Source organism: Streptosporangium nanhuense (assembly GCF_059358815.1).
On sequence record NZ_JCADBG010000010.1, the window covers coordinates 65,695 to 80,139 of the forward strand.

The 14,445-nt window shown below is 70.3% G+C and carries 13 protein-coding genes and 2 pseudogenes; 7 read left to right on the top strand and 8 right to left on the bottom strand.

Annotated features, from left to right (window positions below; translation table 11 throughout):
• The first annotated feature begins 90 nt into the window (after positions 1 to 90).
• Positions 91 to 1,113: a PLP-dependent cysteine synthase family protein gene (locus AC5L38_RS20180; protein WP_495244348.1), complete on the top strand. Its 1,023-nt coding sequence runs from the start codon at positions 91 to 93 to the stop codon at positions 1,111 to 1,113.
• 185 nt (positions 1,114 to 1,298) lie between these two features.
• On the opposite strand, the gene betA is transcribed toward AC5L38_RS20180, so the two are convergent.
• Entirely contained in the window at positions 1,299 to 2,939 is a 1,641-nt protein-coding gene (gene betA / locus AC5L38_RS20185) for a choline dehydrogenase (protein ID WP_495244349.1), read from the bottom strand.
• 129 nt (positions 2,940 to 3,068) lie between these two features.
• Here betA and AC5L38_RS20190 point away from each other — a divergent pair, with 129 nt between their 5' ends.
• From AC5L38_RS20190 to AC5L38_RS20200, 3 genes and pseudogenes are all read left to right on the top strand, one after another.
• A complete protein-coding gene (locus AC5L38_RS20190; RefSeq protein WP_495244350.1) occupies positions 3,069 to 3,869 on the top strand; it encodes an IclR family transcriptional regulator in 801 nt (266 codons plus the stop codon).
• 365 nt (positions 3,870 to 4,234) lie between these two features.
• Positions 4,235 to 5,749 (top strand): sensor histidine kinase, encoded by a 1,515-nt coding sequence (locus tag AC5L38_RS20195; protein WP_495244351.1) that lies wholly within the window; start codon positions 4,235 to 4,237, stop codon positions 5,747 to 5,749.
• A gap of 236 nt (positions 5,750 to 5,985) precedes the next feature.
• Positions 5,986 to 6,477: pseudogene (locus AC5L38_RS20200) on the top strand (RNA-guided endonuclease InsQ/TnpB family protein); the annotation flags it as partial.
• Positions 6,478 to 6,678: 201 nt separating this feature from the next.
• On the opposite strand, the gene AC5L38_RS20205 reads toward AC5L38_RS20200, so the two are convergent.
• From AC5L38_RS20205 to AC5L38_RS20220, 4 genes are all read right to left on the bottom strand, one after another.
• Positions 6,679 to 8,241, bottom strand: a complete 1,563-nt coding sequence (locus AC5L38_RS20205; RefSeq protein WP_495244352.1) for a pectate lyase family protein — start codon at positions 8,239 to 8,241, stop codon at positions 6,679 to 6,681.
• A 504-nt stretch (positions 8,242 to 8,745) separates the two neighbouring features.
• Complete coding sequence (locus AC5L38_RS20210) at positions 8,746 to 9,642, bottom strand: aminoglycoside phosphotransferase family protein (protein WP_495244353.1); 897 nt, start codon at positions 9,640 to 9,642, stop codon at positions 8,746 to 8,748.
• A gap of 202 nt (positions 9,643 to 9,844) precedes the next feature.
• Positions 9,845 to 10,258 carry a hypothetical protein gene (locus tag AC5L38_RS20215; protein WP_495244354.1) on the bottom strand — a complete coding sequence of 138 codons (414 nt, stop codon included), beginning with the start codon at positions 10,256 to 10,258 and terminating at the stop codon, positions 9,845 to 9,847.
• Positions 10,259 to 10,573: 315 nt separating this feature from the next.
• Positions 10,574 to 10,969, bottom strand: coding sequence for a winged helix-turn-helix transcriptional regulator (locus AC5L38_RS20220; RefSeq protein WP_495244355.1), 396 nt, complete (start codon positions 10,967 to 10,969; stop codon positions 10,574 to 10,576).
• 318 nt (positions 10,970 to 11,287) lie between these two features.
• Here AC5L38_RS20220 and AC5L38_RS20225 point away from each other — a divergent pair, with 318 nt between their 5' ends.
• Complete coding sequence (locus tag AC5L38_RS20225; protein ID WP_495244356.1) at positions 11,288 to 12,004, top strand: SDR family NAD(P)-dependent oxidoreductase; 717 nt, start codon at positions 11,288 to 11,290, stop codon at positions 12,002 to 12,004.
• A gap of 126 nt (positions 12,005 to 12,130) precedes the next feature.
• Here the strand turns inward: AC5L38_RS20225 and AC5L38_RS20230 are convergent, their stop codons facing one another.
• Positions 12,131 to 12,307: a hypothetical protein gene (locus AC5L38_RS20230; RefSeq protein WP_495244357.1), complete on the bottom strand. Its 177-nt coding sequence runs from the start codon at positions 12,305 to 12,307 to the stop codon at positions 12,131 to 12,133.
• Between the two features lie 108 nt (positions 12,308 to 12,415).
• Between AC5L38_RS20230 and AC5L38_RS20235 the strand changes: the two are divergent.
• A pseudogene (locus AC5L38_RS20235) lies at positions 12,416 to 12,532 on the top strand (helix-turn-helix domain-containing protein); the annotation flags it as partial.
• 67 nt (positions 12,533 to 12,599) lie between these two features.
• Positions 12,600 to 12,743, top strand: a complete 144-nt coding sequence (locus AC5L38_RS20240; protein WP_495244358.1) for an alpha/beta fold hydrolase — start codon at positions 12,600 to 12,602, stop codon at positions 12,741 to 12,743.
• 123 nt (positions 12,744 to 12,866) lie between these two features.
• On the opposite strand, the gene AC5L38_RS20245 is transcribed toward AC5L38_RS20240, so the two are convergent.
• The gene (locus AC5L38_RS20245) at positions 12,867 to 13,688 is read right to left on the bottom strand and encodes an APH(3'') family aminoglycoside O-phosphotransferase (protein WP_495244359.1); all 822 of its coding nucleotides are present in this window, start codon (positions 13,686 to 13,688) and stop codon (positions 12,867 to 12,869) included.
• Between the two features lie 84 nt (positions 13,689 to 13,772).
• On the bottom strand, positions 13,773 to 14,429 hold the full coding sequence (locus tag AC5L38_RS20250; protein WP_495244360.1) for a TetR/AcrR family transcriptional regulator: 657 nt from the start codon (positions 14,427 to 14,429) through the stop codon (positions 13,773 to 13,775).
• Between the last annotated feature and the right edge of the window lie 16 nt (positions 14,430 to 14,445).

Genomic DNA, 14,445 nt, shown 5'->3' on the forward strand with positions numbered 1-14,445 from the left:
TGACGCACGAGCCCGGTGGCCGGAGCCGTCGTCCCCCCCGGCCGGCCGCCCAGCTGATCCCCGGTGCTCGCGGTGGATAGATTGCTCCTCATGACGAGTGCGTGGGCGGAGGAGGCCATCGAGCGGCTGGAGGAGGAGAGGGCACGAACCGGGCCCACGCCGTTGCGGCCGTTCCCGCTGCCCGGCGGCTGGGGGGTGCGGCTCTGGCTGAAGGACGAGTCGGTCCAGCCCGCGGGCGGTCTGAAGCACCGGCTGGCCCGGGCCCTGTTCACGACCGCGATCGCCACCGGCCGGATCGCGGAGGGCACCCCCGTGGTGGAGGCCACCGGGGGCGCCATGGCCGTCGCGCAGGCGTACCTCGCCCGGCTGCTCGGCCTGCCGTACACCGCGGTCATGCCGCGGGGCTCCCGTGGGGAGGGCGTGGAGCGGTGGGGCGGCGGCTGCCGGTACGTCCATCCGCCACTGGCCATCTACGACGAGGCCGCGAAGCTGGCCGAGCGGCTGGACGGCTGCTACCTGGACCACTACGCCTCGGCCGCGACCGTCGACTGGCGTGGCGGGAGCCTGGCCGAGGAGCTCTTCGGCCAGGTGCCCCGCTGCCCGGAGTGGATCGTGGTCGGGGCGGGCACCGGTGCCACCTCCGCCGCCGTCGGCCGCCACCTGCGCGACCACCGGCTGCCCGGCAGGCTGGCCGTGGCCGATCCGGAGAACTCGGCGTACTTTCCCGGCTGGGTGACCGGTGCCGACGACTACGGCACCGGCATGCCGTCCCGGATCGAGGGGATCGGCCGCCCGCGCATGGAACCGGGCTTCGTCGCCTCCCTCGTCGACATGGTCGTTCCCGTGCCGGACGCCGCCAGCGTGGCCGCCGCCCGCCGGGTGCGTGAGTTGACCGGACTCGCGGTCGGCGCCGCCACCGGGACGAACCTGTGGGGCGCGCTGGAGCTCGCCGTCCGCATGCGCGACCGCGGTGTCCGCGGCGACGTCGTCACCGTGATCGGTGACGCCGGTGAACGCCACCTGCGGACCTGCCACAACGACGCCTGGGCACTGGACAGGGACCTGGACTGGCGACCGCACGCGGCGCGGCTGGCCCGGCTGCTCGCCGCCTAGGACGGTCGGCCGCCGTCCGTCCGCGTCGCCGTCGCGGGTGGTGGGCCGCGGAAGCGGAAGCGGGTACGCGGCCAGCCGGGCAAGCCACCGCGACGCCGGCAGAAACGGGTCAGCGGGGAGGGCCGTCGCGGTGACGGTAGAAACGGGTCAGCGGGGAGGGCCGTCGCGGTGACGGTAGAAACGGGTCAGCGGGGAGAGCCGTCGCGGTGACGGTAGAAGTCGGCGTGCTCGGCGGCCAGCGGGGTGTTGCCCAGGATGAGGTCGGCCGCCTTCTCCGCCACCATCATGACCGGCGCGTAGATGTTGCCGTTGGTCACGTACGGCATCACCGAGGCGTCCACCACGCGCAGCCCGTCGAGGCCGTGGACCCGCATGGACAGCGGGTCGACCACGGACATGGAATCGACGCCCATCCGCGCGGTGCACGAGGGGTGCAGCGCGGTCTCGCCGTCCCTGGCCACCCAGTCGAGGATCTCCTCGTCGGTCTCGACCCCGGGGCCCGGTGACAGCTCTCCGGCGTTGAAGTCGTCCATCGCGGGCTGGTTCAGGATGTCGCGGGCGACCCGGACGGCCTCCACCCACTCGCGCCGGTCCTGGGCGGTGGACAGGTAGTTGAAGCGCAGCGCCGGGTGGACCCGGGGATCGGTGCTCGTGATCTTCACCGAGCCGCGCGAGTCGGAGTACATCGGCCCGATGTGCACCTGGTAGCCGTGCCCGCCCGCCGGGGCCGAGCCGTCGTAGCGGACCGCGATGGGCAGGAAGTGGAACATCAGGTTGGGGTAGTCGACGTCGTCGTTGCTCCGGGTGAAGCCGCCCGCCTCGAAGTGGTTGGTCGCGCCGGGGCCGCTGCGCAGGAACAGCCACCGCGCGCCGACCAGCGGCCGGTTGCGCCACTTCATCGCGGGCTGCACCGACACGGGCCGCTTGCAGCCGTACTGGATGTAGACCTCCAGGTGGTCCTGGAGGTTCTCGCCGACGCCCGGCAGGTCGTGCACGACGTCGACGCCGAGGGCGTCCAGCTCGGCGGCGTTGCCCACCCCGGAGAGCTGGAGCAGCTGCGGGGTGTTGATCGCGCCGCCGCACAGGATCACCTCGCCCGCGTGGACCGTCCGGCCGTCGTACTCGACGCCGACCGCGCGCTTTCCCTCGAAGAGGATGCCGGTGACGTGCGCCCGCGTCCTGACCTCCAGGTTGGGGCGGTTCATGACCGGGTGCAGGTAGGCGCGGGCGGCCGACAGCCTGCGGCCCCTGCTGATGTTGCGGTCGAAGCGGGCGAAGCCCTCCTGGCGGTAGCCGTTGACGTCGTCGGTCAGCGGGTACCCGGCCTGCTGCACCGCCTCGAAGAAGGCGCCGAACAGCGGGTTGCGCACCGGCCCGCGCTCCAGCACCAGAGGGCCGCCCCGCCCGCGCCAGGAGTCGGCGGGGTCGGCGGCCACGCAGTTCTCCATGCGCTTGAAGTACGGCAGGCAGTGGGCGAAGTCCCAGGTCTTCATGCCCTCGTCGGCGCCCCAGCGCTCGTAGTCCATCGGGTTGCCGCGCTGGAAGATCATCCCGTTGATGCTGCTGGAGCCGCCGAGCACCTTGCCCCTGGCGTGGTAGATCCGGCGGCCGTTCATGTGCGGCTCGGGCTCGGACTCGTACTTCCAGTCGTAGAAGCGGCTGCCGATGGGGAAGGGCAGCGCGGCCGGCATGTGGATGAAGACGTCCCACGGATAGTCCGGGCGGCCCGCCTCCAGCACCAGCACCCGGTTGGCGGGATCGGCGGACAGCCTGTTCGCGAGGGCGCTTCCCGCCGAGCCGCCCCCGACGATGACGAAGTCGTACATGTCTGCCTCGCCTCGTTCAGCAGGATGTAATGGCCAAAATTGTAGCGAATGGCGCAATAAGCTGCACCATTCGCAACGGGGATTGTTCCTCCGATGGCATTCGTTGCCTCCAGCGCCTACAGTCCCGTCATGGGCAACGATCCCCTCGGCGGCCGTACCGCCGACAGCAGTGGCGGAGTCCAGTCCGTCGACCGGGCCATCACCATCCTGGAGATCCTCTCCGAGCGCCGCGAGGCCGGGGTGAGCGAGATAGCCCAGGAGATATCGGTCCACAAGTCGACGGCGTTCCGGCTGCTGGGCGCGCTGGAGTCGCGCGGCCTTGTCGAGCAGGCCGAGGAGCGGGGGAAGTACCGCCTCAGCTTCGGGATCATCCGCCTGGCGGGCGGGGTGGCCTCCCGGCTCGACCTCACCCAGCAGAGCCGCCCCGTCTGCCGCCGCCTCGCCGAGGAGGTCGGCGAGACGGTCAACATCGCCGTGCTCCGCTCCCACTACGCGGTCAACCTGGACCAGGTACGCGGCCCGGCGGCGGTCACCACGCACAACTGGGTCGGGGAGCTCACCCCGCTGCACGCCACCTCCAGCGGCAAGGTCCTGCTGGCCCACCTCGACGACCTGCACCGGACCCGGCTGGTCGCGGCGGGCGGCCTGGAGCCGTACACCCCGAACACGATCACCTCGGCCGACGCGCTGGACAAGCAGCTTCTCCAGGCCCGCGAGCGGGGGTACGCCGTCACCGTGGAGGAGTACGAGATCGGCCTGAACGCCGTCGCGGCCCCCATCCGCTCCCACGACGGCGAGATCGTCGCCGCGGTCAGCGCGTCCGGCCCCGCCTATCGCTTCAGCGAGGAGCGGCTGCACGAGCTGGCACCGGTCATGATCGCCGGAGCCCTGGACATCAGCCACCGCCTGGGCCACACCGAACGGTCCTGACCCGCCAGACCGGCCACCGCCTCACGGACCTGACCCGCCAGACCGGCCACCGGCTCACGGACCTGACCCGCCAGACCGGCCACCGCCTCGCGAACCTGACCCGCCAGACCGGCCACCGGCTCACGGACCTGACCCGTCAGACCGGCCACCGGCTCGCGGACACCACAAGCCTGATTCGCGACACGACACTACCGCTCCGCCCCCGCGTTAGGGTATGCGCCGAAAAGTGCCCTTGAGCTGCGGTAATGCAATGGTCTGCTTTTGGTATTGATATGGACTGTTCGTGCCGAGGCGGCTTGCCCGGCGGCTACCTTCAATGGTGACCCGACCTCGACTTTCGCACGTTCAGAGGAAGAAGAGCAGCCGTGGGAGGTAGATGCGGAGCGTTCCGTCCATACTCGCTTCGCGCACGCACCACCCTGGGGATCGCCTCCCTGGCCCTGGTCTTCCTCACCGCGATCGGCGCCGGCATCAACTTCCTGGTGTTCAACCGGGTCCAAGCCCAGATCTTCAACGAGGCGGAGAGGGTCGCCATCAACTGGGGCGGGTCCCTCCGGCCCGGCGGCACGCCGCGACCGGCGCCGCAGGCGGGCATCGACCTCCTCCAGCTCGTCGACTCCCGCGGCAGGGTGGTGGCGGCCAGTCCCGCGGCGGCGGGCAGGCCGGCCCTGACCACGGTGAGGCCCCCGGCCGACGACCGGATCCAGGATCTCACGGAGTGCTCCGGCCAGGACGAGTGCGTCATGCTGGCCGCCTTCAGGATCCTTCGGCCGGACACCGCCGGGGCCCGGCCCGATGAGCCCCTCTTCGTCTACGCCGGGGTGGCGCAGCCGCCCATCCTGACCGGCTACCGCCTGCAGCTCCTCACCGCCGCCGGAGTCCTGCTGGGCGTGGCCCTCACGGCCTGGGTGAACTGGCGGCTGGCGGGCAAGCACCTGCGCCCGGTGGGGGTGATCCGCGAGCACCTGTCCGACATCACGGTGAGTGACCTGAGCCTGCGCGTGCCCCAGCCATCCGGTTGCGGCGAGCACGCGCTGCTCGTCCACACCATCAACCAGACCCTGGCCAGGCTGGAGGAGGCGGTGAAGCTGCAACGCCGGTTCGCCGCGACCACCTCCCACGAGCTCAGGACCCCGCTCACCGGCCTGCGTACCCGGCTGGAGGAGGCGATGCTCTACCCCCGCGACGTCGACCCCCGCGAGACCATCCGGGAGGCGTTGTCGATCACCGGGCGGCTGGAGGCGATCGTCGACGACCTGCTGGTACTGGCCCGTCTCCGCTCCGGCACCCCGGTGGCGCACGAGCCGATCGACCTCGGCGCACTGGTCGCCGAGGAGGCGGCGGCCCAGGCGGGCGGCGTGCCGGTGCACGTCCACGCCGACCCTGACGTGCAGGTCCGGGGCAACCGGATCCAGCTGATCCGGGTCCTGAACAACCTCCTGGCCAACGCCCGGCGACACGCCCGCACCGTGATCGAGGTCACCGCCGGGCACGTGGACGGCCAGGCCGTCGTCACGGTGACCGACGACGGGGAAGGTATCGCGCCGCAGGACCGCGAACGCGTCTTCGAACGCTTCGTCCGCCTGGACGACGGACGGCGCCGTGAACCCGAAGGCAGCGGGCTCGGCCTGGCCATCTCCCGGGACATCGCCCACGCCCACCAGGGAACCCTGCTCATCGAGGACACCCCGCGAGGCGCGCGGTTCGCCCTGCGCCTGCCGCTCCATCAAGAGGCGGCCGTACGAGCCGGCCCGCCGCCGGACCCCGAGGACCCCGGGAACCCCGGCGACTCAGGAAACCCCGGTGCCCCCGACGACCCCGGGGACTCCGGCGATCCCCGCGACGCCGGCCGCCGCCTGGGCCACGCCGAACGGATCTGAACCCCGCCCCACCCTTCCCTGTGACGCGCCCCAACGGCCTCAGTCGCTTCGGGGAAGCCATTCCCGCAGCCCGGGGAGATGCCCGAGTTCCGACTCGATGCGCTGCCTGCACAGCGTCTCGTAGAACTCCAGGGTCTGCTCCACCGACGCGCACGGCATCAGCGGCACCATCGCCTCGTAAGGACGCGGCGGGCCGATACTTCGCCTCGTTCGTCGTCGAGACCTCGGACCAGCCGCTGCCCGAGACGGACTCCGAGATCGGCATCGACCTGAGGCTCACTCATTTCGCGGTCCTGTCGAACGGCGAGAAGGTCGACAACCCGCACATCCTGCGCCGGGCGGCCAAAAAACTCCGCAAGGCACAGAAGGCGCTCAGCCGAAAGGACAAGGGGTCAGCCAACCGCGCCAAGGCCATACTCAAGGTCGCCAAGGCGCACGCCAAGGTAACCGACACGCGCAAAGACTGGGCACACAAGCTTTCCACCACGTTGATCAGCGAAAACCAAGCCGTGTGCGTGGAGGATCTCGCGGTGTCGGCTCTGGCGCGCACGAAACCGGCCGCCTCGGTGCTGGATGCGGGCTGGTCGCAGTTCGTGGCCATGCTGGAGTACAAAGCCGCGAGACACGGCCGACGCTTCACCAAGATCAACCGGTGGTTCCCGTCGTCGAAGCCGTGCTCGGCGTGCGGCACCATCGCCACCTCGATGCCACTTGACGTCCGGTCGTGGACACGCCCCTGTGGAGCTGTTCACGACCGGGACGTCAACGCGGCGATCAACATCCTCGCCGCCGGGCAGGCGGAGAGGTTGAACGACTGTGGAGCGCAGGTAAGACCGGGACCCGTTCCGGCGCCGCGCGAAGAAGCAGTAACCCACCCGAAGCCGCACGCGCGGCAAACGGGAATCTTCGTCCTTCAGGCGAAGTGGATGTCAACCGGCGTAGGTCTCGAACTCGGCGACCCTCGGCGTGCCGGTCGAGCCGGTGATCCTGAAGGTGATCTTGCTCAGCGAGGTCGCGGCGAAGGTGATGGTGCCCGCTCCGCTGCCGGACTTCAGGACGGCGCCGTTGCCGCCGTTGAGGAGCTGCCAGGATCCGATGGCACCCGCGGAGCCCGACGCCTCACGGATGACGACGCTGGAGACCGTCTTGGCGGAGCTCCACTTGATCGAGATGTCACCCGTCGAGCCGGACGGCGACCAGTGGGTGCTCAGGTTGCCGTCGCGCACGTTGCCGTAGCTCGTCCCGTCGGCCTTGCTGGATCCGTCGGAGCCGGCCCCGATGCTGAGGTTGGTCCCGCCGGGCGGAGGGGTGATCGTCGGCGTGGGGGTGGGAGTCGGGGTCGGGGTCACCGTCGGCGTCACCGTGGGCGTCGGGGTCGGCGTCTGCGGCGAGCAGCTGCCGTTCGACACCCGCAGCCCCTTGTTGGCGCCCGCCGTCTGGCGGACGATGTCCGGCACGCAGCTCGCCCCGTCGAGGCTGTAGGCGTACGGGACGCTGACGGTGGTGTTGGACTGCGGGTTGGGCCCGGCGGGGGCGTTGTCGCTGCCGGGGGCCGACCAGGTCACGTTGTCGAAGATGTTGCCCGCGACCTGCCAGTAGCCGGCCTCGTCGGTGTAGAAGGTGCCCAGGACGTCCTTGGAGTCCTTGAAGTGGTTGTTCTCCACCTTCGCGCGGCCCCCGGCCCGGGAGTTGATGCCGGACTCGTAGAGGTTCACGTAGGAGTTGTTGTAGATGTGGGCTATGCCGCCCCGCAATAGGGGGGTGCGGGAGTCGATGTTCTCGTACAGGTTGTGGTGGAAGGTGATGAAGCCGTTCGAGCGGTCGCTCTCGCTGGAGCCGATGAGCCCGCCGCGGCCGGAGTTGCGCAGGGTGCTGTAGGACAGGGTCACGTACTGGACGTTGTCCTTCATGTCGAAGAGGCCGTCGAAACCCTCGTCCTCCCCGCCCGAGGCCTCCAGGGTGACGTGGTCGACCCAGACGTTGCGGACGGTGCTCTCCATGCCGATGGCGTCACCGCCGTTGGAGGTGGGCGAGCCCGACTTCTTGACGTTCCGTACGGTGACGTTCTGGATGATGATGTTGCTGGAGTCGCGGATGTGGATGCCCAGCTGGTCGAAGACGGCCCCGTTGCCGACCCCGATGATCGTGACGTTGCTGATCTGCTTGAGCTCGATCACGCCGGCGGCGGTGTTGCAGCTCGAACCCGACACCTTGGTGGTGTTGCCGTGGTTGATGGTCCCCTCGACCTCGATGGTGATCGGGGTGCTGCTGCTGGCCCGGCTACACAGGGCCGCGTGGATCGCGGTCCCCGTACTGGCCCGCACCGTCTGCCCGCCCGCGCCGCCGGTGGTCCCGCCGTTGCCGGTGGCGTAACCGGTGGCGCTGCCGGCCGCCGCCGACGCCTGCATCGCCGGCACGGCCAGACCGGCCGCGGCCGCGGTGGCCGCCACGGCCAGCGCCGCCTGGAGTCGCAACGCGACTGCTCGTCTCATCCTCGTCTCACCTTCGTGTTCGAACACCTGCTTCGGGGGTGGTCGCCGGCCGCCACGTGGCCGGCGTAGACGTGCGCGTACCTGGACCGAACGCGGGAGTGGCGGGCGCGAAGGTTCAGGGCTGTCCGTCTCGGCCCTCTGCTGGGCCGGGTAAAGGCGCACGAATCCATACAAGGCGGCACGGAAAGCGCTTTCCTGCCATCTGGACCATAACGTCGGCCGTCAAAAGGCGTCAATGGCGCGGGCGGAAGCTGCAACAAAGCTGCACACGCGCGTGTGAGATCAGCGGGTGTTCCACCCCCGCCCGCCGGCGAGCCGCGTCCGAGGAGAAAGCCCCGCGCGCCTTCTCGGCGCCGGGTGTCTCCGGGCCGGATAGCAGGGCTTGGGGACGGTTGTCCGGGGTGCCGAGAAGGCGTCAGGCCTGTCGGCTGAGGTCGGCATGCCACCGATCGGCCGGCTCGTGGTTCGGGAAGCTGAGAACCGGGACAAGGCGGGCTGACTGCGTCAAACGCCTTTCAGAACACGATCGAGCGCCGCCCGGCCCGCAGGTCCCCAGTTCGGCTTGCCGCCGGGAAGGCCCCGATCCCCGTTCTGCCCCATGAGCATCAGGAAGAGGCTCTTCATGGCGGCCAGCCCGCGGGCGCGCCGGATCGCCGCCTCGTCCGCCTGCGCGTACATGTCGAAGAACCGTGAGGCCGTGCCCGCGGGGAGCAGCACCCACGCGGCGGCGAGGTCCCACGCCGGATCGCCGGCGAACATGTCACCGAAGTCGATGACGCCCGAGAGCGTTCCGTCCGAGACGACGACGTTCGCGGGATGGAGGTCGCCGTGCACCCACACCGGCGGGCCCTCCCACGCGTGGGCCGCGACGGCGTCGTCCCAGACGTCCCGGACGTCGGCGGCGATGTCGTCGGGGGCGACGGCCTGGAAGAAGTTCTCGAAGCCGTCCGTGCAGTCCCTGGGATGGGCACCGCGGTCCGTGGCGATCGGTGCCTCGGCGGGCGCCTCCACATGGAGCGCCCGGAGGAAGCTCGCCAGCGTGTCGGCCGCGTGGGCGCCGCGGCTGATCGAGCCGTGGTCCAGCGGCTCGCCGGGAACCCACGTCACCACGGTCCAGTGCTTGGGGAAGCGCTCGGACGGTTCGCCGGACCGCACCGGGAGCGGCACCGGGAGCGGCAGGCGCGGGGCCAGCACGGGTAGCCACCGCCGCTCCTTGAACTGGAGCTCCGGGGTGGGGTCCATGCGCTGCATGCGCACGGCCAGCTCGTCCCCGAGACGCCACATCTGGTTGCCCCAGCCGCCGGCCACCTCGCGGATGGCCAGCCCCGCAAGGTCTGGATGTTGCTCCCGCAGCAGGTCGCGGACCAGGTCCGCGGTGATCTCAACCTCGGTGTCGGTCATGTGAAGTCACAGTACCGAGGTGGCAGGCGGAGTGGTTCTCGCTCTCCGGAGCGGCTGGCGGTGACTCCTCTGGCATCACCGGTCGTGTGAGGCGGGCGCGTTCCCGGCGAACATGCCCGGCACGTCGTCCGGGGTTGTCGGGCATGTTCGTCACCTGCGGAAATCCCTTCTCAGCGATCTCGCTCAGGCCCGGTCGTACGCGTCACACCTCAGCTTTTCCGCCGTCGCGCTCACTTCTCCGGGCGAGGCGCTGGGCCTGCCCGTCGTGCACGTCGCTCACCCACTCCCAGCCGGGCTTGGCCGACGCGCCGATCCGCGGGTCGTCGGGAGCACGGCCCTCCCGCAAGGCGAGCACGTACGCCCGATCCCGCTCGATCCGCGCGTGCGTCTGATCGGCTCCGCCGACCGACCCGTGGCCGGGGACGTCGACGTCGACGTCGCCCGCCACGCCCTCCAGCAGCCGCAGCGCCACAACGGTCTGCCCCGACTCGGACAGGTCGTTCGCGAGGCAGGCCATCTCGTGGTCCTGCACCCCGGGGTCGATGAGCAACACGCCGTCGCGGCCGCGCACGACGACGGCGTTGCTCTGGCAGAACTCGCTCTCGTGGACCAGCACACCCTCCGCTACCGTGCCTCAGCACGGGCGGCTCCTTCCGCTTGTGATTTGCAATCACTTGTCGAGACCGTGGTACCAAGCGGTGGTGAATCGCAAGCACTAGGGGCGAAGCGTACGAGCCCCGCCCGGGGTGCCCGATCAACGTCATCATCGAAATGCCCGGCAGTCGCCGAAGCCTGCTCGTCCTTCGCGACATCGTCGTCGAAGACGGCCGTTGGAAGACCGCCTCTGTTTCCGAAAGCCGCAGGCCGACTCGGAAGGGAGAATCACCTCGAACGTTCTCGCCGGCCGGCTCAATCGACCCTGTCCGCCGCCCTACCTGGTGAGGGTGTCGAAGCGAGCCCGGTTCTCGCGGATCTCCAGGTGGTGGTTCACGGCCCACGCGGCCAGGGCGAGCACGGTGTCCAGCAGGGTGGCGCCCAGAGGGGTGAGAGCGTATTCGACCCGCGGCGGGACCTCCGGATAGGACGTGCGCTCGACAAGGCCGTCACGTCGCAGGTGGCGAAGCGTGAGCGTGAGCATTCGCTGGGAGATGCCGGGAACGGAGCGGTAGAGCTCGGTGTAACGCCGCGGGCCGTCCTGGAGGGTCGCGATGACGAGCGTGCTCCATTTGTCGCCGGCGCGTTCGAGGACCTCCCGGATGAAGTCGGTGTCGTCGGGCCACAGGGAGCAGGGGCCGGCGGTCGGACGGCCAGGACGGACGCCGCTCATTTCACACCTCCACGTTCGGTACGAACACCTGTGTGCCTTTTGTAAGGGTTCTGATTCTAACGCATCATGTCGCTACCGCACTGGGGAGAAGAATCGGAGGTCAGAACCATCGGAGGCTCCCTCGCTCCGTCCCTGGGAGGCACCCTGGGCCGCCTGCCGGCCCCTGCCCGCAGATCCCTGACCCCGAGCTCACCCATGCACCCACGATGGACGGGCTCGTCCTGCCGTACCAGAAATCCCTGATCGCGCGGACGGCCCCCACAAGGCCCGCCGGATCGTCCGGCCGGCCGCTTGACCATTCGACTCGAGGAGTACCTCATGTCCAGGACAATCGCGATCTTCGGTGCCGGTAGCGGCCTCGGAACCGCCGTCGCCCGCCGCTTCGGCCGCGAGGGCTATGCCGTGGCGCTCGTGGCCCGCCGCAGGCAGCCTCTCGACGCGCTGGCCTCCGCGCTCGCCGGGGAAGGCGTCGACGCCGCGCCGTTCACCGCCGATCTGTCCGACCCGGCCACCGTTCCCACGCTGATCAACGCGATCATGGAACGGTTCGGGCGGATAGATGTGGTCGAGTACGCGCCCATCGGGGCGAGCGCGCCGTTCGTCCCCGCCGCCGAGCTGACCGCCGACACCCTGCGCGCCATCGTCGACCTCTATCTGTACACGCCCGTCGAGATCGCCCGCGCGGTCCTGCCCCAGATGATCGAGCGCGGGGACGGCGGCGTACTGCTCGGCCAGGGGCTGTCCGCCGTGCTCGCCGCCCCCGGCATGAGCGGAGTCGGCCCCGTCATGGCAGCGGCCCGCAACTGGATCCATTCGCTCAACGCCGAACTCGCCAGCAAGGGCGTCTACGCGGGCACCGTCACGGTGGCCGCCTGGGTGGAGGGAAGCCTCGGGCACCGGCTCGCCTCGCAGGTCGACCCGGCACTGGGCGGCAATCCCACCGTCGACCCCGCCGACCTGGCCGATCAGTACTGGGACCTGCTCACCAAGCGCGACCGGGCCGAGCAGATCTTCCCGCCCGTCGACCTGCCCTGACCCCCTTCGCCGGGCCCCGCCGGCCCGAGAAGCAGATGCGCCGGCGCCATGGGGCTGCCGTCTCGTCACCCCGGACCTCCGGGGATGTCGCGGACGCATGACCTCCGAGCTCTTCGGCGACGGCGGTTACGCGCTCGATCCGCGACTGGCGGCGAAAAGGTGGCTCACGGCCGTGGGAGACGGGCTCACGGCCCGCCACCAGTCGTCGAGCGGGCTGACCGAGACGGCCCGCTTGTGCCGGGTCGCGAGATAGAGCGACTCCACCTTCGCCGCCACGTCCGGCGCGACGTCGGCGCCTTCCATGTTTTCTCTCTCCGCCTCGGATTTCGTATGTTCAGCGCGCCGAGACGCCACCACCCTTGGTAGCCGAATGGTTACGAAAGCTGTGGACTGGAGTTCACCGGCCTTTTGTTGAACTCCGACAAGGAGGGCCTCATCTCCAATCTCTATACGCCTCAGGCGATCTGGGGCAGAGAGCTGCGCCACTACCGGAAGGCGGCGGGCCTCACCCAGGGCCAGCTGGCCGAGCGGATCCACTTCAGCGAGTCCCTGATCAGCGGGGTGGAGGCGGTTCGCGGCATCACCACGAGCGATCGTGAACAGCCACCCTCGGTCGGCGGCCGAGTTCGCCGGGCTGTTCCCCGACGCCACGCTCGCGGTTCAGCCGGGGGCCGGACATCACCCCTGGATCGACGACGCCGACCGGTTCGTGGCGACCACCGCGGCCTTCCTCGGCTGAGCCGGCGACGGCGGTTGCGCGCTCGACCCGCGACCGGCGCTGGAGGACGGGCTCGCGGCCGCGGGGGGACCGGGCAGTTTCGTTTGGATCAGCCGACCCGCCCGACGATCCCCAAAAAATTGATCAGCCCCAGGTCAGCGGGTCGAGATGGAGGTAGAAGCGCAGGCGGTCGTGGTCCAGGGCGATGCCGTACCTCTCGGCGAACGCCATGTCCGCGGCCCGCCCCCGCTCCTCGTCTTTCCATGTCTCCCGCGCGTTGGCGAGCAGCAGCGCCAGGTCCGCGTAGCGGTCGGCCTGTCCGAGGCGGCCCAGGTCGACGAAGCCCGACACGTCCAGGGTCCGCGGATCGAGGATGATGTTGGGCAGGCACAGATCCCCGTGGCAGACGACCGTGTCGGCGGCCTCCTGCTCCCGTCGCCGTGGCACCTGCCGGGTGAGGCGGTCCAGTAGCCCCCCGGGGGGCGTGTGCCGCTGCTCGACGGGGAGAAACTCCGGGTTGACGGCGTCACGGGCCACGACGTCGCGCGCCACGGCGACCATGGCGTCCAGGTCCCGGCGGAACGGGCACCGCGGCACCGGCACCTCGTGCAGTCGGCGGACCGCGTCCGCGATGCGTTCCCAGGCGACCCGTAGCTTCTCGGCGGGCACCTGATCAGCGGATATGCCGGAAACGGCACTGGTCATCAGACAGGCGCCCACGTCACCGGAGTGCCAGTCGAGCACCCGGGGACCGGGTACGCCCTGATCGTTCAGCCATGCGACCCGGTCACGCTCGGCCTCCAGGTCGGCCGCATCCGCGGCGGGCACGCACTTGGCGTACCGGGTGCCGTCCGCGTCGCGAAAGACAGCGGCTCCCGACTCGCCCGCGGTCACAGGCGACCAGTCGCCACCCCCCACGCCGAGCAGCACCGGCGATATGGCCTGAGGTTCGGAATGATCACTCATCGCGACCACTTTAGCCACCTCGGCATATCGGCCCGGGACCGCGGGACCTCTGCCGTCACCACGTATCACGACTCAATACATGCCCTAGCGGGCCAGGCGGTCCAGCAGTTCGCCGAGCAGCGCGCGTTCGCCAGGGGTGAGGTCGCCCGGGTCGTCGCCGAGCAGCGCACGCAACGTCAGTGCGGCGCTCGCACGGGTCGCGGGAGCGTCGGCGGAGGGCGTGTGCAGGACTCCGGCCAGCGCGGCCTCGCGGACGCGTCCGGACAGCCCGAAGTCCGGCTCCGGCTGGCTGATCAAGGTGAGCGTGATGCCGACGTTGGCGGCGAGCACCTGTTCGGCGGCTTCGTCCGCCGGCACCTTGAGCAGGCCCTGGGCGGCGGCGGCGGTCAACCGCTCGCGCAACGCGGCGTGCGCGGGAGCGGTGACGGCGCAGGGCTTTCCCGGCTCGGCGCGGCCGTAAAGCAGCCCGTAGAACGACGGGTGCTCCAGCCCGAACCGCACGTGCCTGTCCCAGCCCTCGCGCAGGTCGCCCAGCGGGTCGCCAGAACTCTCGACCGCCGTGTACTGGGTGAAGCCGTGGTTCACCACGGCGTCGATCAGGCCCTGCTTGCTGCCGAAGTGGTGGTACAGCGTCGGGGCCTGCACCCCGGCGCGTTCGCACACCGCCCTCGTGGACACCGTGCCGCCGACCTCCAGCAACTCCGCCGCGACGAGCAGGAGTCGATCCCGTGCGTTCTGCATGGTTGCTATAGTAGCT